Annotated in this window: 19 protein-coding genes; 9 read left to right on the plus strand and 10 right to left on the minus strand. The window is 66.1% G+C overall.

What is annotated here, in order from left to right; all coding sequences use genetic code 11:
* Window positions 1-20: 20 nt before the first annotated feature.
* Entirely contained in the window at window positions 21-1,673 is a 1,653-nt protein-coding gene (locus QFZ29_RS04515; protein WP_306893044.1) for a glycosyltransferase family 2 protein, read from the plus strand.
* 85 nt (window positions 1,674-1,758) lie between these two features.
* Here QFZ29_RS04515 and rfbD read toward each other — a convergent pair whose 3' ends face one another.
* On the minus strand, window positions 1,759-2,610 hold the full coding sequence (gene rfbD / locus QFZ29_RS04520) for a dTDP-4-dehydrorhamnose reductase (protein WP_306893045.1): 852 nt from the start codon (window positions 2,608-2,610) through the stop codon (window positions 1,759-1,761).
* 7 nt (window positions 2,611-2,617) lie between these two features.
* Window positions 2,618-3,619 (minus strand): dTDP-glucose 4,6-dehydratase, encoded by a 1,002-nt coding sequence (gene rfbB, locus QFZ29_RS04525; RefSeq protein WP_306893046.1) that lies wholly within the window; start codon window positions 3,617-3,619, stop codon window positions 2,618-2,620.
* Window positions 3,620-3,954: 335 nt separating this feature from the next.
* Between rfbB and QFZ29_RS04530 the strand changes: the two genes are divergently transcribed.
* The 4 genes from QFZ29_RS04530 to rfbA all read left to right on the plus strand — a co-directional run bounded on the left by QFZ29_RS04530 (window position 3,955) and on the right by rfbA (window position 6,230).
* Window positions 3,955-4,314 (plus strand): hypothetical protein, encoded by a 360-nt coding sequence (locus QFZ29_RS04530; protein ID WP_306893047.1) that lies wholly within the window; start codon window positions 3,955-3,957, stop codon window positions 4,312-4,314.
* A 195-nt stretch (window positions 4,315-4,509) separates the two neighbouring features.
* Window positions 4,510-4,683, plus strand: a complete 174-nt coding sequence (locus QFZ29_RS04535; protein WP_306893048.1) for a hypothetical protein — start codon at window positions 4,510-4,512, stop codon at window positions 4,681-4,683.
* 63 nt (window positions 4,684-4,746) lie between these two features.
* Window positions 4,747-5,355: a dTDP-4-dehydrorhamnose 3,5-epimerase family protein gene (locus QFZ29_RS04540; protein ID WP_306893049.1), complete on the plus strand. Its 609-nt coding sequence runs from the start codon at window positions 4,747-4,749 to the stop codon at window positions 5,353-5,355.
* A 2-nt stretch (window positions 5,356-5,357) separates the two neighbouring features.
* Window positions 5,358-6,230, plus strand: coding sequence for a glucose-1-phosphate thymidylyltransferase RfbA (gene rfbA / locus QFZ29_RS04545; protein WP_306893050.1), 873 nt, complete (start codon window positions 5,358-5,360; stop codon window positions 6,228-6,230).
* An 8-nt stretch (window positions 6,231-6,238) separates the two neighbouring features.
* On the opposite strand, the gene QFZ29_RS04550 is transcribed toward rfbA, so the two are convergent.
* The 4 genes from QFZ29_RS04550 to QFZ29_RS04565 are packed head-to-tail and all read right to left on the minus strand — an operon-like array spanning window position 6,239 to window position 10,451.
* Complete coding sequence (locus QFZ29_RS04550) at window positions 6,239-7,405, minus strand: glycosyltransferase family 2 protein (RefSeq protein ID WP_306893051.1); 1,167 nt, start codon at window positions 7,403-7,405, stop codon at window positions 6,239-6,241.
* A gap of 42 nt (window positions 7,406-7,447) precedes the next feature.
* The gene (locus tag QFZ29_RS04555; RefSeq protein WP_306893052.1) at window positions 7,448-8,335 is read right to left on the minus strand and encodes a glycosyltransferase family 2 protein; all 888 of its coding nucleotides are present in this window, start codon (window positions 8,333-8,335) and stop codon (window positions 7,448-7,450) included.
* The gene (locus QFZ29_RS04560) at window positions 8,332-9,537 is read right to left on the minus strand and encodes an ABC transporter ATP-binding protein (RefSeq protein ID WP_306893053.1); all 1,206 of its coding nucleotides are present in this window, start codon (window positions 9,535-9,537) and stop codon (window positions 8,332-8,334) included. The genes QFZ29_RS04555 and QFZ29_RS04560 overlap by 4 nt, the downstream gene beginning before the upstream one ends.
* Window positions 9,538-9,539: 2 nt before the next feature.
* A complete protein-coding gene (locus QFZ29_RS04565) occupies window positions 9,540-10,451 on the minus strand; it encodes an ABC transporter permease (protein WP_306893054.1) in 912 nt (303 codons plus the stop codon).
* A gap of 248 nt (window positions 10,452-10,699) precedes the next feature.
* Between QFZ29_RS04565 and QFZ29_RS04570 the strand changes: the two genes are divergently transcribed.
* The 3 genes from QFZ29_RS04570 (at window position 10,700) to QFZ29_RS04580 (ending at window position 17,751) form a co-directional block, all read left to right on the plus strand.
* Complete coding sequence (locus QFZ29_RS04570) at window positions 10,700-13,495, plus strand: rhamnosyltransferase WsaF family glycosyltransferase (RefSeq protein WP_306893055.1); 2,796 nt, start codon at window positions 10,700-10,702, stop codon at window positions 13,493-13,495.
* 158 nt (window positions 13,496-13,653) lie between these two features.
* Window positions 13,654-16,032: a hypothetical protein gene (locus QFZ29_RS04575; RefSeq protein WP_306893056.1), complete on the plus strand. Its 2,379-nt coding sequence runs from the start codon at window positions 13,654-13,656 to the stop codon at window positions 16,030-16,032.
* A 162-nt stretch (window positions 16,033-16,194) separates the two neighbouring features.
* Window positions 16,195-17,751 (plus strand): DUF2142 domain-containing protein, encoded by a 1,557-nt coding sequence (locus QFZ29_RS04580; protein ID WP_306893057.1) that lies wholly within the window; start codon window positions 16,195-16,197, stop codon window positions 17,749-17,751.
* A 25-nt stretch (window positions 17,752-17,776) separates the two neighbouring features.
* On the opposite strand, the gene QFZ29_RS04585 is transcribed toward QFZ29_RS04580, so the two are convergent.
* The 4 genes from QFZ29_RS04585 to QFZ29_RS04600 are packed head-to-tail and all read right to left on the minus strand — an operon-like array spanning window position 17,777 to window position 21,217.
* Complete coding sequence (locus QFZ29_RS04585) at window positions 17,777-18,745, minus strand: glycosyltransferase family 2 protein (RefSeq protein WP_306893058.1); 969 nt, start codon at window positions 18,743-18,745, stop codon at window positions 17,777-17,779.
* Window positions 18,746-19,138, minus strand: a complete 393-nt coding sequence (locus QFZ29_RS04590; RefSeq protein ID WP_306893059.1) for a GtrA family protein — start codon at window positions 19,136-19,138, stop codon at window positions 18,746-18,748.
* A gap of 13 nt (window positions 19,139-19,151) precedes the next feature.
* Entirely contained in the window at window positions 19,152-20,114 is a 963-nt protein-coding gene (locus QFZ29_RS04595) for a Gfo/Idh/MocA family oxidoreductase (RefSeq protein ID WP_306893060.1), read from the minus strand.
* Window positions 20,111-21,217 carry a DegT/DnrJ/EryC1/StrS family aminotransferase gene (locus tag QFZ29_RS04600; RefSeq protein ID WP_306893061.1) on the minus strand — a complete coding sequence of 369 codons (1,107 nt, stop codon included), beginning with the start codon at window positions 21,215-21,217 and terminating at the stop codon, window positions 20,111-20,113. Before QFZ29_RS04600 ends, QFZ29_RS04595 begins: the two co-directional genes overlap by 4 nt.
* Window positions 21,218-21,329: 112 nt before the next feature.
* Here QFZ29_RS04600 and QFZ29_RS04605 point away from each other — a divergent pair, with 112 nt between their 5' ends.
* Window positions 21,330-22,037, plus strand: a complete 708-nt coding sequence (locus QFZ29_RS04605; RefSeq protein WP_306893062.1) for a UDP-N-acetylglucosamine acyltransferase — start codon at window positions 21,330-21,332, stop codon at window positions 22,035-22,037.
* Window positions 22,038-22,063 lie beyond the last annotated feature (26 nt).

Here is a 22,063-nt window from a genome sequence, read left to right on the forward strand (position 1 = left end):
CCGAATGAGAGGACGTAGACGTGGAAACTGCCGACGGCCTTTCGTGGGCCTCGCAGCGCGAGTACATCCTGTCGCCGCACGAGCGTGCGAGTGAGGCGGCATTCCGTCGTGACGATGAACGCGTGGGCGCTGAGGCGGCCGAGCGGTATGGTCGCGCGACGGCCGGCGCCGTGCCCTCTCGGGCGCGTTCGGTCGTTCGCTCCGCGTCGCACCGCATCCTCGCCTCCAGACCCGGACGGTTCCTGCGGCGCCTGGAGCGTCGCGCCGGGCGCGAAGCCATTCGCGTGCGATCTCGGCTCGAGCACGTCGTGTTGGCTCGACCGGGTTCGAGGCGGCGCCTTTACGAGGTCGTGGACGAGCCGGCGGACGCGCACTCCGGCAACGCACTGCTGGCCGACGCGACGACCCCATATCTCGTCTTCCTCCGCAATGGGGGAGTGCTCTCCCCGGCGGGGGCCGCCGCGCTCGACGACGCCCTCGATGGTGATGCCTCGGCCCAGCTGATCTTCGGCGACAGTCGTGTGCCCTCCGGCCTGCGCGTCAGGGCCCCGGCCTTCTCTCCCTTCCGATTGCGATCCGAGGACTACCTCGGTCCGATCGTCGCCGTGTCAGTGCGCGCGCTTAGGGAGCGGGGCGGCTTCTCGCCGAATGCCGACGGAGCCCAGATCCTGGACTTCGCGCTCCGCACGCCCGAGCGGGAGGCTCGCCGTCTGCGAGCGGTGCTCGGATGGGGACCCGCCGTCGACACGCGAGAGGGCGAACCCGCAGAACTGGCCGTCGCCGTCGTGCGAAGGGCGCTTGCCGACGAAGGGGTGGCCGCGCAGGTGGAAGCAACGCGGTTCGGCCGCCGGCGAGTGTCGTACGAGCCGCTGCAAGCGTCGACGATCTCGGTCGTCATCCCGACCCGTGGCGGCTCCGGATCCATTGCCGGGTCCGAGCGAACCTTCGTGGTCGAGGCGGTCCGCGGACTGCTGGAACGCGGCACGACGCGCGACCTCGAGATCGTCGTCGTCGCCGATGATGCGACGCCCCAGCGCGTGATCGACGAATTGGAGGCGGTCGCCGGAGACCGGCTGAAGCTCGTGCGCTGGAGCGGCGCATTCGACTTCAGCGCCAAGATGAACCGCGGTGCCGCGGCGGCGAGCGGCGAGTACCTGCTGTTGCTGAACGACGACATCGAGCTCGTCGAGCCTGCGTCGATCGAGCGGATGCTGTCGATCGCGCAGCAGCCCGGCGTCGGGCTCGTCGGCGCGCTCCTCTACTTCGAAGACGGCTCTATCCAGCATCTCGGTCATCTTTACCACGGCGGGGGCGCCGGCCACGTCGGATTCGGAATCACCCCTGGTGCGCGCGCACCCATCGAGACGCTTGCGATCACTCGCGAGGTCTCAGGTGTGACCGCGGCCTGCGCGATCATCTCCCGTGATCTGTTCCGGGAGGTCGGCGGCTTCTCGCTCTCATTCCCCGGCAACTACAACGACGTCGACCTGAGCATGAAGGTGCGCACGCGCGGACACACGATCCTGTGCACGGGCGACGCGGCCTTTTACCACTTCGAGTCCAAGACACGCGACGCTCGAGTGCTCGAGAGCGAACTCGACCACCTGCAGGCGCGATGGGGCGCGCTTGTGGAGCGCGATCGATACTCGCGTGAGCAGGAGCACAGCCTCTGATCCCATCGGATGCCGCGACGGGCGCACGGATGCCGCGACACGCATGGATGCCGCGACGAAGCAGATGCCGCGAACGCGGTGGGGGTCACACGGTGGTGAGCGCTCCGTGCCGGACAGCGTCCGCGAGTGCCTCGCGCCACGGTCGCATCTCGGAGAGGCCTGCCGCGGCCCAGGCTTCGTGGCCGAGCACCGAGTACGAGGGGCGCGGTGCCGGACGGACGAACGCGGAGCTGTCGGTCGGGGTGATCCGTTCGGGGTCGAGACCCGACTCCTCGAGCACGGCTCGCGCGAACTCGAACCACGTGGCCGCTCCTGAGTTCGTGCCGTGATAGATGCCGGCAGGGGCGTCGGCGTCGAGCAGTGCGACGATGTGCGCCGCGAGGTCGGCCGTCCACGTCGGCTGCCCGAGCTGGTCGTCGACGACTGACCACGTGTCGCGGGACGCCGCGATGGCGAGCATCGTCTTCGCGAAGTTCGGTCCGTGTGCGCCATACAACCACGCGGTGCGCACGACATACGCGCCGTCGGGGTTGCGCTCGAGCACGAGTTCCTCGCCAGCGGCCTTGGTGCGGCCGTAGGCCGAGATCGGCGCGCGAGGCGTGACCTCGGCGTAGGGAACGGTGGCATGGCCGTCGAACACGTAGTCCGTCGAGACCTGCACGATCTTCGCGCCGACGGCGGCCGCCGCCTCGGCGAGGTTGCCGGCTCCGGTGGCGTTCACGGCGTAGGCGTCGGCCTCGTGGGTCTCGGCGTCGTCGACCTTCGTATAGGCGGCGCAGTTGATGACGACATCGTGGCCGCGCACCGCGGCCAGAACCGCCGCGGCATCCGTCACGTCGAGATCGGCACGGCCGAGAGCCGTGACCTCCCGACCCTCGAGCGTTGACTGGAGATCGCGCCCGAGCATGCCGCTCGCGCCGGTGATGAGATATCGCACCTCGCCGCTACCCCTGACCCTGCGCGGTGTACCGGGCCTCGGTGGCGTCCTTCTGCGGCGCCCACCATGCCTCGTTGTCGCGGTACCAGGCGATCGTGTCGGCGAGGCCTGCCTCGAAGTCGGAGAACCTCGGCTCCCAGCCGAGTTCCGTGCGCAGCCGCGTCGAGTCGATCGCGTAGCGGAGGTCGTGTCCGGGGCGGTCGGTCACGTGGTCGTACGCATCGGCGGGCTGGCCGAGCGCCGTGAGGATCAGCTCGACGACCTCCTTGTTGTTCTTCTCGCCGTCGGCACCGATGAGATACGTCTCGCCGATCTCACCCTTGTCGAGGATCGTGAGCACGGCCGAGGAGTGGTCGTTCGCGTGAATCCAGTCGCGGACGTTCTCTCCCTTGCCGTAGAGCTTGGGGCGTTCGCCGCGGAGCACGTTCGTGATCTGCCGGGGGATGAACTTCTCGACGTGCTGGTAGGGACCGTAGTTGTTCGAGCAGTTCGAGATCGTCGCCTTGACGCCGAAGGATCGCACCCACGCGCGCACGAGCAGGTCGCTGCCGGCCTTGGTCGACGAGTAGGGACTCGAGGGGTTGTAGGGCGTCTGCTCGGTGAACTTCGCCGGGTCGTCGAGCTCGAGGTCGCCATAGACCTCGTCGGTCGAGATGTGGTGGAAGCGGATGTCGTGCTTGCGTGCCGCCTCGAGCAGCGTGTAGGTGCCGATGATGTTGGTGTCGAGGAACGGGCGGGGATTCTCGAGCGAGTTGTCGTTGTGGCTCTCGGCGGCGTAGTGCACGACCGCGTCGTGCTCGCCGAAGAGCTCATCGACGAGCGCCGCATCGCAGATGTCGCCCTGCACGAAGCGGAACCGGTCGGCGGGGAGGCCCTCGAGCGAGGCGAGATTGCCCGCGTAGGTGAGCTTGTCGAGCACGGTCACCGAGTGGTCGGTGTTCGCGAGCACGTAGTGGACGAAGTTGGATCCGATGAAACCGGCTCCGCCGGTCACGAGAAGTCTTGACACCCGGATATCCTACCCAGTTGGAATTGCGTGGGTTCTCTCAGCGTTTCCGGTTCGGGCGACTGTGCCTCGGTCCGCCGGCTCGGAAGCGCTTCGCCGTCCGCTCGTTCTCCCCGTGAGATCGTGCTGCTCGGCCGTTGTTATGCTGAGCGCATCCACGCGGGCCCGGTTCGGGGGTCCGCCGATCCTACGGAGCACATGTGCCGTTCACACGCCTGCTGACGGTCATCGACGCAGTACGGGGGTTCATCCGGGGCGACGATGAGAACGCACGCTCCCGCCGGATGGCTCTCCTCAATCGGGTCAGTCGGGCGCCGTTGACTGGCGACGGTCCGGTGGTGAGCCTGACCACGCACGGCGATCGCGTGCGACGGGTGCATCTGACGATCGAAACGATCGGCCGCGGCACCGTCAAGCCTTCCGAGATCTTCCTCTGGCTGGACGAGCCCGAGGTCGTCGCTCGGCCACCTCGCACCATCAAACGGCTTCAGCGCCGCGGGCTCTCCTTGCGGCTGTCGAAGAACTTCGGCCCGCACACCAAGTACTACCCCTACCTGCTCGCCCACGATTCGTTCGATCGACCACTCGTCACCGCCGACGACGACATGCTGTATCCGTTCACGTGGCTCGCCGGCCTTGCTGACGCGAGCAAGGTTCACCCTGACGAGGTGCTCTGCTATCGCGCACGTCGCGTGTAGCTCCGCGACGGTCGACTCGAGCCGTATCTGACGTGGCCGCTGGTCGGTACGACGGAGCCCTCATACCTGAACTTTGCGACCGGCGTGTCAGGGGCGCTCTACCCGCCCCGGTTCCTCGCACAGGTCAAGTCGTTCGGCGACGGTTTCCTTGCGACGTGCCCGAGGCAGGATGACGTCTGGCTTCACTGGATCGCGGTGACCACCGGCAACACCGTGCGGCAGATCGAGGCGGAGGCGAAGAACTTCCCGACCGTGCCACAGACGCAGGGACAAGCGCTGCAGGATCTAAACGTCCTCGGTGGCGCCAATGACGCGCACATCGCGGCGACGTATACCGAATCTGCGATCCGCCGCCTTCAGGAAGCGTAGGGCGCCGGGCGCAGCGTCGGCTTCAAGCTCAGCAACCGGTCGCGTACTTGTTAGACTCGGCCGGTGCAGATCCGCGAATTGAAGATCCCCGACAGCTACGAGATCACCCCGAAGCCGTTCGGCGACGATCGCGGAGTGTTCTTCGAGTGGTACCGCTCGGATCGGCTCGAGGCCGTGATCGGACATTCGCTCTCGCTCGCACAGGGGAACCAATCGGTCTCACGTCGCGGTGTCGTGCGAGGCATCCACTTCGCCGACGTGCCGCCGAGCCAGGCGAAGTACGTCACCGCCCCGCGCGGTGCCGTGCTCGACTTCGTGATCGACCTCCGCGTCGGATCGCCGGCCTTCGGGCAATGGGACTCCGTGCTCCTCGATGATGTCGATCACCGTGCCATCTACATCGCGGAGGGACTCGGCCACTGCTTCGTGGCGCTCACCGAAGACGCCAACGTCAGCTACCTGGTCTCCGCCCCGTACAACGCGGAGCGAGAGCATGGGATCAACCCATTGGACCCCGCCGTCGGTCTCGACTTCCCGATCGCATCCGACGCCCTCCTGCTTTCGCCGAAAGACACCGACGCACCGACGCTCGCCGAGGCCGAGGCCACCGGCCTGCTGCCGACGTGGGAGAACGCTCGAGCGTTCTACGACTCGCTGAACGAAGGGCGATGAGCATGCGCGGCATCATCTTGGCCGGTGGATCCGGCACTCGGCTGTGGCCGATCACCAAGGGCATCTCGAAGCAGCTCATGCCCATCTACGACAAGCCCATGATCTACTACCCGCTGTCGACGCTGATGATGGCCGGGATCAACGAGATCCTCATCATCACGACGCCGGAGTACAACGAGCAGTTCAAGGCACTTCTCGGCGACGGGTCGCAGCTCGGGATTCATCTCGAGTACGCAGTTCAGCCGTCGCCCGATGGACTCGCCCAGGCCTTCATCATCGGCGAGGAATTCATCGGCGACGAGTCGGTCGCGCTGGTTCTCGGCGACAACATCTTCCATGGCTCGGGCCTCGGCTCCGCGCTCCGGCAGCACACAGAGGTCGATGGTGCGCTCATCTTCGCCTACCAGGTCAGCGATCCCAGCGCCTACGGCGTCGTCGAGTTCGACGACGAATTCCGGGCGGTGTCCATCGAGGAGAAGCCGGTGAAGCCGAAGAGCGACTTCGCAGTCCCCGGACTCTATTTCTACGACAATCGGGTCATCGAGATCGCAAGGACCATCGAGCCGAGCGCTCGTGGCGAGCTCGAGATCAGCTCGGTGAACGACCGGTACCTTCAGGACGGATCGCTGAAGGTCCAGGTGCTCGACCGGGGAACGGCCTGGCTCGACACCGGCACCTTCGAGTCGATGATGCAGGCATCCGAGTACGTGCGCGTCATCGAGGACCGCCAAGGCTTCAAGATCGGCTGCATCGAGGAGATCGCCTGGCGAGCTGGGTGGATCGACCTCTCACAGCTCGATATGCTCGCTGAGCCCCTGATCAAGAGCGGATACGGGCGCTACCTGCGGTCGCTGGTCGCGGCGGCGAGTTCGTAGCCCATCGCTCAATCGCCTTCGCGCCCGGTGCCGGCTCGGCTCCGGGCTGCGTGCGTTGCCCTGCGCATCGGAGACGTGAGCTCATGCGCGGTGTTCGCGAGTCGATCGAGGAACCGGACGGCTCGTCGCGACCGGACCTCGTGGAGATCGCGCAGGGCATCCGCGAGGGCGTCCTCTAGCGATCGGATGCGGTCTTCGGCCTTCTCTGCCCGTACCGTGAGCTCTTCCGTGAGCTGTTCGATCTGTCGTGCTCGTTCGAACAGCAGTCCCTCGGCCCTGGCGAGCGGAGCGACACGTGCGATCTCGCGGGTGCGACGATCCGCGTCGTAGGGCACATCGGGCAGGCCGTAGCGGGCGAGTGAGGTCAACCGGTCGTCGAGGACGAACGTGCCGTCGGCGAGTCCGCTCTCGAGCCGTGTGGCATCCGGGTGCCGGATCAGGTAGAAGCCCTCGAGCATCCCAGCTTGCATCCGGGCATAGTCGATCATTCCGTGGTGGTTCGGGCTGGGGCGTTTTGCGCCCGCTGACGTGTAGGCGCGACCGGCCGCTTCGACCTTCCGCGAATACTGTCCCCACGAGCGCCACGGCAGGTGCAGCACCTCGAGGGAGTCGTCGCGGGCCGGTGTGCCGCGGCTCGGGAGCGACACGGCGTGGTTGCCCTGCGCCACCTCGATCTCGGGCGAGCCGACGTGAACCGCATCGGGCGTCGAGTGAGCCAACAGGCCGAGACTGCGGAGTTCGTCGACCGTCCGAGTGTCGCGGTACACCAGGCGATCGAGTCCGGCGCCTTCGAGGGCGGGCATGCCCGTCATGTCGATCACGGGCACGAGGAAGGTCTGGAACACACGTGGGGTGTTCTCCAAGACGTCTCGAATCGTCCGCGCGGGGTTCCGTGCCACCCAGAACTCGTCCGCATCGGCGTTGATCACCCAATCGGCCCCGTATTCGGTGTACGCATCGCGAGCCATGGCCGTGACGACCTCGCTCTGCTGCTTCTGGTGCACGGGATCGAAGTGAAGATCCACGAGCCCGTCGCTCGCGTACTCCTCGAGGATCTCTGTCGTACCGTCGACCGAGCCGTTGTCGGTGACGATGATCCGGTCGACCCCTTGGGCGCGGTGATGTTCAAGCGTCGCCCGGATGATGTCCGCCTCGTCGCGGACCATCATGGTCATGACCAACTTCATTGCATCACCTTCAGGTAGGGCGGGCGAGCGTCATGCGGACGTCCGGCCGCTGTCGGGTTTCCGTGCCCGCGCCTGCAGTTGCAGGGTGAGCGATCGGACGCCGAGCGCGCCATAGATCGCCCATCGTATTGGCAGGAGCAGCGGTCCAGCATATCGGCGGCCCACGAATCGGCGCGCGCTCGCGTGATGGGCCGCGACCATGCGTGGCGCTTCGGCCGAAGTAGAGTGCGCGCCCGTGTGAACGACTCGTGCGGACGGCTCGTAGAGATTGAGGTGACCCGCTTCAGCCATTCGTACTCCGAGATCGACATCCTCGAAGTACATGAAGTACCCCTCGTCGAACCCGCCGATCGCATCGAATGCCGCTCGGCGTACGAGCAGGCATGAACCCGACAGCCAGCCTGCGATCCGAGCCTCACCCGAGAGATCGGACGGGGTGCGATAGGTGCGGGTCCAGGGGTTTCCCTTCCAGATGTTCGCGAAGAGTGCATGCCCGATGCCGGTGCGCAGCGATGGGACCGCGCGTGCGGACGGGTACGTGGACCCGTCTTCGTTGAGCACTCGCGGCCCGACGGCGCCGATGGTGGGGTCGGCTTCGAGGCGATCGACGAGGACGTCGAGCGAGCCGGGGAGGAGGCGCACGTCGGGATTGCAGATCAGGACCCACTGGATCTCAGGGGCGAGTACCCGAATCGCGGCGTTGACGGCGCCGCCGTAGCCGGCATTGCGATCCATCGGGAGGTAACGGGCGCCGGACTCCACGGCGACCCTCTTCTCGCCGTCGTCGGGGGCGTTGTCGGCGATGACCACTTCGTACGGCCGGCTCGTCGCCTCCCGCAAGGAGGAGATCAGGCCGGGAAGCACCGATCCGGAGCGGTAACTCACGGTGACGACGGCAAGGGCAGGAGAAGGGCTCACTGGTGGGCGGGGTCCGCGTCGAAGGACACGTCGGTGAAGACGGGCCCCCAGGATCGGGCGTTCTTCCGAACGCGGAACTGGGCAGCCTGATTTGCGCGTGCAATCTCCTGGCGCTCGGAGCCCATCACCGCGATCGTCACGTTGTACTCACCGGATCCGATCGGCACCTGGGGGAGCGTGAATCGCACCCGTCGCCGGCCCTCGAGCGGGCCGAGCGGGTCTTGGCGGAGGCTGCCGGTGGTCGCGCCGGTGACGAGCTGCCCGAAGGGGTTGTCCACGTGCAGGCCAACGCCCCATGAGGCGACCGGTCGTACCGCCTCGACCTCGACCTCGATCGTGATGTCGTCGCCCGTCTCGAACGCTTCGCATGGATTGCCGTCGGCGTCGAGCGTGCGCACGGAGCGGACCTCGGCGCGCTCACCGGCTTCGACGATCTTCGCCGCTTCCTTCGGCGTGGTCGCGGCGAATCCCGAACGGAGGATGCTCACGGCATCCTCGGGATCGCCGTCGAATACGACGCTGCCTTTGGCCAGCACGATGGCTCGGTTGCACAGCGCCGTGATCTGGCTGAGCGTGTGCGTGACGAGAACGATCGTGCGGCCCTCCTCCTGGAAGGAACGGATCTTGTCGAGGCACTTCTTCTGGAATGCCTCATCGCCGACAGCCAGGACTTCGTCGACGAGCAGGATGTCGGGGTCGACGTGGATGGCCACAGCGAAGGCGAGTCGCACGTACATGCCACTCGAGTAGAACTTCACCTGCGTGTCGATGAACTCGCCGATTCCCGAGAACTCGACGATCGCGTCGAAGTGGTGATCGGTCTGCTCCTTCGTCAGGCCGAGGATCGACGCATTCAGATAGACGTTCTCTCGACCCGTCAGGTCGGGATGGAATCCCGCGCCGAGTTCGAGAAGCGCAGCCAGCTGACCGCGGCGCTGCACACGGCCGTGCGTTGGCTGAAGGATGCCTCCGATGGTCTTCAGCAGCGTGCTCTTGCCGGAGCCGTTCGGGCCGATCAGACCGATCGTGGTGCCGGCCTCGATCTCGAGATCGATGTCGCGGAGCGCCCAGAAATCCTCGCGGTGACGTGCTCCGCGGCGGAAGTTCGTGATCCGTTCCTTGATGCTCTTGTCCTTGCGGATGACGAAGCGCTTCGAGACGTTCTGGACGCGGATGATGGGGACGGATGCAGTCGTGGTCATGGTCAAAGCTCCTGAGCGAAGTCACCCTGAAGCTTCGCGAAGACACGCTGCGCCAGGAACAGCAGAATGAGTCCGATGACACCGGCGACGACCATGCGTGCCGCGAGGTCCGCAGCGGCGATGCCCAGATCCGCTGCCGACCAGAATGTCATGTGGAACCCGAGGACGGCGAGCGTGATGGGGTTGTCGACGAAGATCTGCAATGCCCAACTCGGCATCACACCCGCCACCTGTGCGATCGAGTAGACGATGGGCGAGGCCCACATGAGGAGAAGCAGCACGACCTCGACGAGGTACTGGACATCCCGCAGGTACACGTTCACGGCGGAGAGGACGAGTGCCAGGGCCGCGGCGTAGACGAGGATCAGCGCGACCGACCCGAAGGCGAAGAACAGCGAGGCATCCCAACGCATGGTGCCCACGAGCAGTGCGGCAGCGAGCAGGATCCCGAGCTGGATGAGGAAGTTGAACAGCGACGATCCGATGGTCGCAAGCGGGAACACCTCGCGCGGGAGATACACCTTCTTCACGAGGCCGGCGTTGACGATGATCGATCCGGTTCCGCCCGCGACGATCTCGCTGAAGAGCGTGTAGATCGTGAGGCCGCCGAAGACGTAGATCGCGAAATTGTCGATGGCACGGGCCGCGCCGAGGAACTGGCCGACGACGACGTAATAGATGAGGAGCTGCGTCAGCGGCCTGGCAAGGCTCCACAGGAACCCGAGTGCGCTGTCTTTGTAACGGGACTTCAGCTCCCTGCGGGTGAGCATGCCGAGCAGTTCTCGGCGATCCCAGATGTCTTTCAGCGAGGAGACGATTCCCGACAATGTGCTCGGTGGTGAGCCGGCATCCTGCCAGGCGAGCCCGGCCAACCGTGTGCGGCGCTCATGCATTGGCGCCCCGGGGTCAGACATGCAGGGGCTCCTCCGGAAGATACGAACAGGCGGACCGAGTGATCCGCCCACGAGAATACCGCACCCGTCCTGAGTGGGAGCCGCGGGCCGCGGGGCGTGGCCGCTCGGCTACACTCGGGCGAGTGACATCCGTGAAGTCGACCCTAGGACGCCTCGCCCGACGGATCTTCCCGATCGGCTCCCCTCCACGACGCGTCCTCTCGGCGGCGAGGCAAGGCGTCCGTGCCGGACGGCGGCAGTTCTCTGCGGTGATAGAGCTTTCCGCGCCGGTCGCGCCCGGTCCTGGCCTCGACACGTATGAGGAATGGCGCGCGCAACTCGATCAGGAGCACACGCCCACGACCGTCCGCTCCGACGCCACGACGACGTTCGCGGTCGTGGTCGAGACCCGGCCGGGTGCGGAGCCCGAAGAGTTCGAGGCCACGCGTCGCTCCATCGGTGAGCTCGACGGAGCGACGCCCATCGTGCTCCGTGCGAACTCGGGCACCGACCTGGCGGAGCTCCTCGAGCCGATCGATGCGGACTTCGTGCTCTTTCTCACCGCGGGTTCGCAGCTCGAACCCGGGGCCCTCGAAGAGATCTCACGCGCACATCGCATCGATCCCTCGCTCGAGGCCATCGGCTTCGATACCGACACGCTCGACCACGGGCGTCGAACCGACCCGCACTTCCGCCCGGAATGGTCGCCCGAGATGCTCCTCGGTGCCAACTACTTCGGTCGCGCGTTCGCGATCAGGGTCGATCTGGCCCGCCGCATCGCCGGCATCGGGCTCGATGACCACGGAATCTGGCGGCTCCTGCTTTCTGCAGAGCTCAACGAGCGCACCGTCGGCCGCGTGCCGAAGGTGCTCATGTCAGAGCCGCGTCGCACCCGGGCCATCGCGACGGCGCGGGATGCCGAGATGGTTCGCGAGGTGCTCTCGGAGCGGGGCGAGCGGGCTGAGACGAGCCTCGAGCACGGCGTCGTCCGGGTCCGGTTCATCCCCGAGACCTGGCCGACGGTGTCCATCGTGATCCCCACTCGTCATGGCCGTGCGAACCTCTCCCGGCTCCTCCCATCGCTCGAGCGCACGGAGTATTCCGGGTTCGACGTCGTCGTCATCGACAACGGAGGACAGAGCGACGAGCGCGACGAGTGGTATGTCACCGCGAAGGGCGGCCTCGACCTCCGCATCCTCTGGTGGACGGAGGAGCCCTTCAACTACAGTCGGGTGAACAACGTGGCCGCACGGGCCAGCACGGGCGAGATCCTCGTGATGCTGAACGACGACACGGAGATCGTCGATCCGAACTGGCTTCGGGAGATGGTCGGACTCCTCCTCCGCGATGGCATCGGGACGGTCGGGCTGCAGCTCCGCCAGGGCGAAGGCCTCATTCAGCACGGTGGTGTGATGCTGGGGCCCGGCGGGTTCGCCGACAACCTCTTCACGGGGATGACACCCGGATCCGACTCGCTCGTGGGGCCGACCGGCTGGTATCGCAACACCCTCGCGGTCACCGGAGCGTGCGTCGCGATCCGGCGGTCGGACTTCGAGTCGGTCGGCGGACTCGATGAGCGTTTCATCCTCTGCGGCAGCGATGTCGTCCTCGGACTCGACCAGATCCTGCGCGGCCGCCGGAACGCAGTGATCCCGTTCGACACGGTGAGACACTACGAGTCGCTCACCCGCGGCACGTCGGTTCCCCTCGAGGACTTCTACGCGAGCTACTGGCGCTACCACCCCTGGCTGGCGGCAGGTGACCCGTATCTCTCGCCGAACGTCTCCCAGCTGTCGGCCGTGCCGCGGTTCCGGAGTTCTCGCGACGAGCGCCCGGTGAAGCTCGCCCTGCAGGTCATGGGCCGCGCCTACATCCAGGTGAAGCAGGGCTCGTCGATCTCAGAGGAGGCGACGGGGCTCATTCACCAGGCGTCCGTCTCGCGCTCCGATGTCGATCGTGTGCACGCCGACCACACCGCCGCCGACGGATTCCACCATGTGGAGACGATCAACTGGTTCATCCCCGACATCGACATGCCGTTCTTCGGCGGGCTCAACACCGCGTTCCGCATCGCGGAGAAGCTGGCGCTCCAGAACGGCGTGCAGAATCGCTTCGTGTTCCTGGCGGAGCCGAACGAGCAGTTCTTCCGTTCCGCGCTCGTCGCGGCGTTCCCCGGCCTCGCCGACGCCGAGATCCACTTCTACAACGGCACCGACGACAGCATCGCGGCTCTCCCGCAGGCGGACGCGGCCGTGGCGACCCTGTGGCTCACCGCCGACCATGTCGCGAAGGCACCCGGCGTTCGTCGCAAGTTCTACCTCATGCAGGACTACGAGCCGGGGTTCTACCCCGCGAGCACGCTGTACGCGATGGCAGAGGAGACCTACCGCCTCGGTCTGTATGCGATCTGCAACACCAGGAGCATGTACGAGATCTACTCGGGTCTCTACGGTGGGAAGGCCATGTACTTCGATCCGGCGGTGGATCGCACGATCTACCACGCCGAGGGTCGGCGGGAGAAGGGCGACGACGAGCCGGTCACGATCTTCGTGTACGCACGCGATCACTTCCGCAACTGCTGGGAGCTGGCGTACGCCGCGTTGCGCGAGATCAAGCGCATCCACGGCGACAACGTCCGTATTGTGGCAGCCGGTGCGCGCTACCTGCCTCAGACCGCCGACTTCATCGACCTCGGACTGCTGGATTACCGTGCGACGGGTGCGATCTACCGCGAGACCGACATCGGCCTCACACTCCAGATCTCGCGACACCCGTCCTACCTGCCGCTCGAACTCATGGCCTGCGGAGTTCCGATGGTCGCACCCGACAGTTCCTGGTTCAGCTGGCTGTTCCAGGACGGCGACAATTCGCTGCTGGCGATGCGCACGTACGACGACATCGTCGATCGGCTCGATCGACTCGTCCGGGACTCGGAGCTGCGGGCGCGATTGTCGAAGGGCGCACTCGAGCGCATCGACGCGAACCACAGTGACTGGGATGCCGCGCTGAGCGGCATCTACGGCTATATGTGCGATCCCGAAGACGCGGCGCCCGCCATCGCGTGAATCAGCACTGATCGTCGATTCATTCGGCGCGGCTCTGACTACCTCCGTTGACCTCCGGTACGGTGCTACGGAGGTAGACATGGGGGTCGATTCGCGTGAGCGGTACAGCTGGGGATCAAATATCGCGCTCGACCACACGCGCACTTCGAGCTGTCGTCGTGGTCGTCGTGACGGTCTTGGTCGCGACGGTGTTGGCGGTGTTCGGCGCCGATCGAAGCGCGAAGGCCCTGAGTGCCGCCGACTGGGATCCCGGTCACATCATCTCGGATTCGGTGTTCTTCAACGCCTCGACGATGAACGAATCGCAAGTCCAGGCATTTCTGAATGCGCAGGTTCCGAATTGCGTCGCAGCGAACGGGTATCCGTGCCTGAAGAACTATTCGGTGAGCACGTGGTCCAGACCGTCTGCAGGGCCGGGACATTGCGCGGCATACACCGGTGCCGAGAACGAGCCGGCGGCCCGGATCATCGTCAAGGTCGCGCAAGCGTGCGGGATCAATCCCCAGGTCCTGCTCGTCACCCTGCAGAAGGAACGCAGCCTCATCACGGATACGTCGCCGACCGCCGGCGATTATCAGGTCTCGATGGGCTACGGATGCCCCGACACCGCGCCGTGCAACGCCGAGTTCTACGGCTTCTACAACCAGGTGTACAAAGCAGCGTGGCAGTTCCGCCAGTACACGAACTTCCCCGACCGTCGGTTCAAGATCGGTCCCGTCAGCATCGGATTCCATCCCAACACGGCGTGCGGGGCGACCACGGTCAGCATCCGCAACCAGGCGACCGCGAACCTCTACAACTACACGCCCTATCAGCCCAATGCAGCGGCGCTGGCGAATCTCAACGGTTCGGGTAATTCCTGCAGCTCATATGGCAACCGCAATTTCTGGGTGTTCTTCCATAATTGGTTCGGATCCCCGACGGGTGCGGGTAACCCCTTCGGGAACGTCGAGCTGTACGAGGCGAAACCCGGCACCGTCCGGGTCGCCGGATGGGCTCTCGACCCGAATACGACCGCGTCGATCGCGGTGCACGTGTACGTGGGGACGGCCGGGTTCGCATTCACGGCCGCCGGCAACCGGCCTGACGTCGGAGCCGCGTACCCGGCCAACGGAGGGGCCCACGGGTTCGATGCCACCATCAAGGTGCCGACCTCGGGGACACAGGATGTCTGCGTCTACGGCATCAACGTCGGGCAGGGCGTCAATGCGCTCATCGGATGCAAGCGGATGCTGCTGATGGGCGGCTCGCCGCTCGGTGCCGTCGACACCATGGTCGCCGGGGTCGGCTCAGTGAAGGTGACCGGGTGGACGCTCGACCCGGATATCACGGGTCCGATCCCGGTGCATATCTACGTCGACGGCGTCGGAGTCGCGTATCAGGCCAACAAGGCGAGAGCCGGGCTGGCGGCGACGTATCCGGGCTACGGGGACAATCACGGGTTCTCAGAGACGATCCCAGTCGCCCCAGGAGATCACCGGATCTGCGTGTACGGGATCAATACGGGCCCGGGAGCCCACGTGGAGCTGGCTTGTCGCACGGTCAGCATCGTCGGCGAGAAGGGCCGTTCCCCGTTCGGCAACTTCGAGACCGCCGTCGGCGATGCGCAAGGAGTCAGCGTCGGTGGCTGGGCGCTCGACCCGGACACGGTCCCGCCCATCGCGGTGCACGTCTACGTCGACGGTGTGGGCTACGCGATCCGCGCCGACCAGACGCGCACCGACGTCGGCCGGGTCTACCCCGTTCACGGCAACCAGCATGGTTTCGCCGCATCGATCCCCGCGGCGTCGGGGGCTCGCAACGTCTGTGCCTTTGCGATCAACAGCGGCCCGGGGCCGCACACGCTCCTCGGATGCCGCAGCGTCGTCGTACCCAACGCGATCCGCGAACAGGGGAGGTCGCCCATCGGTCGCGTCGAATCGGTGTCCGCCTCCGGGTCCGGCATCACCGTCTCCGGATGGGCTCTCGACCAGGACACCGTGAACTCCATTCCGATCCACGTCTACGTCGACGGTGTCGGCGTGGCACTCACGGCGGACGAGTCACGTCCCGATGTCGGCAGGGCGTATCCGGGTTATGGCGACGCGCACGGCTTCGCCGAGACGCTCAGTGCCACAGCCGGGAGGCACAGGGTCTGCGTGTTCGCGATCAATACCGGTCCCGGGCCCCACACGCTGCTCAGTTGCTGGGATGTCACCGTCGGGCAGTCGGCTCCGGTGGAGGCGGGCAGGAGCCCGTTGGGTAACTTCGAGGCGGCGACGGCTGCCGGCGGATCGATCTCGATATCCGGATGGGCGCTGGACCCCGACACGGCGTCATCGATTCAGGTGCACGTCTACGTCGATGGAGTGGGCGCCGCGTACGCCGCAGACACGCCGCGCGCCGACGTCGGCCGCGCCTATCCGGGTCTCGGCGACGCGCATGGTTTCGTGGAGTCGTTCGCCGCATCGCCCGGGCGGCACACCGTCTGCGTCTATGGAATCAACACGGGTCCGGGCCCGCACACCCTGCTGGGATGCCGAGCGGTCGCGTCGTAGCGTCGTCCGCCACGGGCGTCACCCTCGGCCGTGCGACATTCCGGCACCATGCCGTCGACTAAACTCGATCGGAGTATGCGTCAGCGGGTGCGGAGTCGCCTCCCCGGCGCTCTTCCCGATCGTCTTCCGAACAGGTCTCACGTGCAATCGAACCATGGCTCCATGCCCGAGTGGCGGGTCTTCCTCTTCACTTGGCTCTCGTTCGCCGCCTTGACGGTGGCCTGGGCGGTGGCGACGCCGCTCGGTGCGAGCCCCGATGAGCCGTCGCACCTGATCAAGGCATCCGCGGTCGTGCGCGGGGAGCTCATCGGGGACGCCACGGACAAGCCCGCGGTGACCCGGGTCGACGTTCCGGAAGGCATCGCGGAGTCCAAGGGATGGACGTGTTATGCCTTCAACCCGACCGTTCCGGCCTCGTGCCTGGACTTCACCGAGGAGAGTTCAGGGCTCGAGCCGTCGACGACGTCGGCCGGGCTCTACCAGCCGTTGTACTACGCCCTCGTCGGCTGGCCATCGCTGTTCATCGAGAACACCGAGGTCGCCGTGCTCGCGATGCGAACCGTGAGCGCACTCATCTGCTCGGCATTCCTGGCAGTGGCGTTCACGGCGCTCATGCGCTGGTCCGGACGCTTCATCGTCGGCATCGGCTTCATCGCCGCGATCACGCCGATGTGGTACTTCCTCGCCGGCGCCGTGAACCCGAACGCGCTCGAGGTGGCTTCGGGGCTCGCCTTGCTCGTCGTCTTCCTTGCGGTGCTGAAGGAGCGGGCCGCGCTCGTGCCGAGGATCCCCGATCTCGTCGTTCTCGCCTTGAGCGGGATCGTGCTCGCGAGCAGCCGCTCCATGTCACCGTTGTGGGTTGCGATGATCGGGGTGATGGCCCTCATCTATGCGAAGCCCGCTCGTCTTCAGGAGCTGATCCGGATGCCGCGCGTGCTCGCGACCGTGGGCGTCATCTTCGCCGGGGTCGCGGCCGCGGCCGCTTGGATCCTCTGGACCGGAACCCTCGGATCCATGGGCAATTTCCCCGGAGCCGACACGTCTCCCGGGACGGCTTTCGCCACCATGCTGACGGACCGGGCATTCGATCCCGGGCTCATCGGCGTGTTCGGGTGGCTCGACACCTTTGCGCCGCCGTACGTCTACGCATTGTGGTGGGCTCTCCTCTTCGGCACGGTCATCCTCGGGTTGGGGGTCGCCAGGGGACGGAAGATCGCCGGTATCGTCGTGGGGATCCTCGGCGTGTACCTCGTGCCGGCCGTCGTGCAGGCGATGTCGATCACGTCGACGGGCTACATCTGGCAGGGCAGATACGCCTTGGTCCCACTTGTGAGCGTCGTGGTGTTCTCGGCCGTGGCGATCGCCGATAGGCTCGGCGCGCGCGTCCCAGTCGTGCGCCTTTACGTCGTCGTCGCGGTCTTCGTGGCGATCGGTCAATATTTGACGTTCTCCGGCGCGCTCTCGCGATATGCGGTGGGCGTCGGGCAGGAGGACCTGCTGGCGATGTATCGCAATCCCGTGTGGGCTCCGCCGCTCGGCATCGTGCCCTGGGTGGTGATCGCGGTCGTCGCGATCCTCGCGATCCTCGGTATCGTCGGCTGGGTGGCATCGCGGGGCCTGCGGACGGAGTCCTCGGACCCGGTTGCCGCCTCGAGCACGACATCGTCGACCACGAGATCGTCGACCACGACACCGTCGCTCGCGACGAGCGACCGCTAACGGCGGCATCAGCCCTTCGTCGGCGTCAGTGTCCCGTCGTATCGAAGGGTTTGAAGGACGGAGTCGCCGGGCTCGCCTGGATGTCGAGTTGGAGGGCTGAGATGAGCATCTGGCTGCCGATCATCAGTGGCAGGGCCGCGAGCATCACGGTGGCCGCGGTCGCGACGACCGAACCGAGGACTTGAAACGCAACCCAGATCGAGATGCCGATGCCCACGGTGAACAACAGCAGGCCCGCGAAGAGCAAGAGCGCGATCGGCGAGAACGACCAGAGCACATACCGGTACCAGATGCGGCGCCAGAAGCCCGCGAAGAGGAGATTGAGAAGCTCGGGGACGACCTTGCTCAGGCGGATGCTCGAGATCTCGTTGCCGTAGACGGCCGGAATCGGCACGTCGACGGCGGGAACCTGCTGGATATTCAGGTGGATGAGCAAGTCGTTCTCGAAGCTGTACCTGCGTGCGACGGAATCAAGCGGTACACGCTTGAGCACCTCCGTCCGCACGGCCGTATAGCCGTTCTGCGGATCGAACAGGTGCCAGTAGCCCGAGGCGAGCTTCGTCATGAACGAGAGCACGATGTTGCCGTACACGCGGTGCCGCGGCATCCCCTCGAATGACTCCGGCGCGAAGAATCGATTCGCCTTCGAGAACCCGAAACCGGAAGCCGTGACCTTGTCGAGCAGATCGGGCAGGTAGGCCGGATCCATCTGGGCGTCGCCGGCCATGACGACATTGACGTCGGCGCCGAGCTCCATCGCCGCCTTGTGTCCGGTGATGATGGCGCCACCGACGCCCTGGTTCACCTCGTGCCGGAGCAGTGTCACCCGCGAGGAATCGATCGAGCGGACGACCTCGCTCGTCGCGTCGGGACTGCAATCATCGACGATCACGATGTGATCGACGAAGTCGGGCATGGTCTCGATGACCGTGCCGATCATCGCCTCCTCCTTGTAGGCGGGGACGACCGCTGCGATTACTGCACCCTTGTACATCTATGCTCGGCTCTCTCTTGGATTCTCCGCGAACACCCAATACCGGTACGCGAAATAGTTCCATACGGTCATCACGACGGTGGCGATGACCTTCCCGGCCACCCAGCCGGCGCCGGTCCAATCGACGGAAGCGACGATCACCACGCTCGCGGCGGTGTTGAACGCCACGAGCACCGCATACTTCAAGATGGCGATCCCGTGCGGCGCCATCGAGGTGAAGGCGAACATCTTCTGCACCGTGTAGGTGAAGAAGAAACTCAACAGGAACGCTGCAGCGGTCGCCAGCCAGAGCGGCCAGCCCAGCACATTCTTGAACAGCGCGAGAAGCCCGAGATCGACGAGGAACGCCGCGCCGCCCGCGATCAGGTACCGCACGGCGCTGTGGCCGAACACACGTCTGATCACGTCAGCTGCGACCCCTGCTCGAGGTCGCAGCGTCGATGACCTCGTGGGAGGGGAGGATCGTGGCACGCTCGGCCGCGGCGTCGCCGGTGCCCTCGACCAGATCGACGAAGTGCGAGAACTGCGTGGTGAGCGGCTCCTGCGAGCTCACGAGCTCGGGAATCTCGATGACGGTCTGCTGGCGATATCCGCGCCCCTCATCGACCGCGTTCTCGGAGACGTGGTGGTAGACCGTGACATCCCGCCGCAGCAGGTCGACCTCGATCAGGCGATCCGCCTCGTGGATCGAAAGCTGGCGGATCTTGCGTTGGCCGATGCGACTCGCCGACACGTGCGCGATGGCACCGTCGCCGAAGCCGAGCAGTGTTTCGGCGACATCCTCGGCACCATCGGCGGAATCGGGATGGAAGAAGCCCAGTCGAGCGTCGACCGTGGTCGGCTCCGTGCCGATGAGATTGATGGCGAGATCGACGTCGTGAACGAGGAGATCCCACGCGACACCGGTTCGGATTCGCGGGGCGTACGGCGAGTGCCTCGTCGCGGTGATGTGCAATGGACGGTCGACGAGCGCTCGCGCCGTCATGACGGCCGGGTTGTACCGTTCGAGCAGGCCGCAGACCAGGGGCAGGTCGCGTTGCTCGGCCAGTGCGATGATCTCACGCGTCTTGAGGAGGCTGTCTGCGACCGGCTTCTCGATGAGCACCGCGGTGTCCTGGCTCAGCACCTGCATCGCGAGCTCGTGATGGGCTTCCGTCGCCGCCGCGATCACGACGCCGTCGAAGTCGCTGAGATCGGGGAGCTCGGGTGCCCATTCGGTGCCGAATCGCTCCGCGACCATGGCGCCGACCGACTTCCGCGGATCGACGAGGACGGCGAGATCCGCGCGTTGCGACTGTGAGATGACCCGGGCGTGGTGCGATCCCATGGTTCCGGCGCCGATGAGCGCGATCCGCAGACGGTGGCTCATCGGGAGGCTCCTGAGATCTTGCGCACGGCGGCGATGACGGCGTCGACCTCGTCATCGGCGAGATGGTGATGAACCGGGAGTGACACCACTTCGCGGGCGACGCGGGCCGCCACGGGAGTGTCGGCGATGGAGACGCGAGGATGGCGGCGGTATGCGTCGTAGTCGGTGACGAGTCGCGGGTAGTACGCCCCGCTGCCGATGCCGTGCTCGGTCAGCTGTTCCACGAACTCCGCCCTGTCGACGCGAGCCTCCTCGGTGACCCGGATCGTGTACTGGTGCCAGACGTGCTCGCGCCCGGCAAGCTCTCGGGGCACCACGATGCCGGGCGCATCCGCGAGCCCCTCGGTCAGTCGCGCGGCATTGCGCCGCCGCGTCTCGACGATCGATGCGTATCGGGCGAGTTGGGGGATGCCGACCGCGGCCTGGAGATCGGTGAGGCGGTAGTTGTGGCCTGCCACCTCGTACTCGTACCGAGCCCGCATCCCCTGGTTTCGGAGGACCCTGAGTCGATCGGCGAGGTCCGCATCATCAGTCACGATGAGGCCGCCTTCACCTGTGGTGAGGTTCTTCGTGGCGTACAGCGAGAACGTGCCCAGGCCGTAGCTGCCGGCCGCTCGCCCGTGGTACGTCGCGCCGTGGGACTGGGCCGCGTCTTCGAGGATGCGCAATCCGTGATCGTGCGCCAGCGCCTCGATGGGCTGCATGTCGGCCATCTGGCCGTAGAGATGCACGGGGGCGAGCACCTTCGTGCGGGTCGTGATGCGCTCCCGTACGGAGGCGGGATCGAGGTTGAAGTCCTCATCGCGGATGTCTGCGAAGGTCGCCGTGGCGCCGGCCTCGAGAATCGCGTTGAGGGTCGCGACGAAGGTGAATGGAGTCGTCAGCACTTCGTCGCCTGGCTGGAGGTCGAGCACCTCGAGTGCGCCGACCAGTGCCGTGGTGCCGTTGTTCACGGCGATCACGTGGTCGAGGCCGAAGGTTGCCGCGAACTCGTCCTCGAGCTGCTTCACCTTGGGGCCCTGCGCGATCGAACCCGACCGCAGCACTTCGAGAACCAGTTCCTCTTCTTCGATTCCGAACTGGACGCGTGTGATGGGGATCATTGTTCCTCGTGGGTTAGATTGCAATGTGCAGGATGCGATTGTCTGCGGATCCCGCCCCCGATACCCTACCTTCTCGCGCGAGAGGCGCGCCGATCGACTCAGGAAGGTCGACGTGAACGCGATACACCCCACTGCCCAGCTCACCGGAGACGTCCGGTTCGGTTCCGGCAACACGATCGGTGCCTTCGCCGTGATCACCGGGCCCGTCGAGATCGGCGATGACAACTGGTTCGGCTCCGGAGTGGTCATCGGTGCGCCTCCCGAGGTGCGCGGATTCGCTCATCCGACCCACCTCGATGGGTCGGTTGACGCTGCCGGGGTGCGCATCGGCGACCGGAACGTCGTGCGGGAGTACGCGCAGATCCACCAGGGTTGGGAACACCCGACTCGGATCTCCGATGACACGTTCATCATGAACCAGTCCTACCTCGCACACGACGTCGAGCTCGGAGACGGCGTGACGCTGGCTTCGAGTGTGCTCCTGGCCGGTCACGTGCTCGTCGAAGCGAGGGCCAACCTCGGTCTCGGCACCGTGGTCCATCAGCGCTCGCGGATCGGTGCGGGGGCGATGATCGGCATGGGCTCGGTCGTGACTCGGGACGTTCCGCCGTTCGCGAAGGCGTACGGGAACCCGGCTCGCGTCCAGGGAGCCAACACGGTCGGCATGGATCGCAGCGGTTACGGAGACGAGGCGGCACGCTCCCTCGACGCGGTGTATCGAGGCGAGTTCGACCCGGGCGACGCCCTCGACGCCGTCGCGGCGTCTCCCCTGAGAGCCATTTTGGCGGAGTGGTTCGAGCGCGCGGAGCGCCGGCAGTGAGCGGAGGGGCTTCAGGCCGTCGCTGG

The sequence above is a fragment of the Agromyces albus genome, assembly GCF_030815405.1.
GTDB classification, from domain to species: Bacteria; Actinomycetota; Actinomycetes; order Actinomycetales; family Microbacteriaceae; genus Agromyces; species Agromyces albus_A.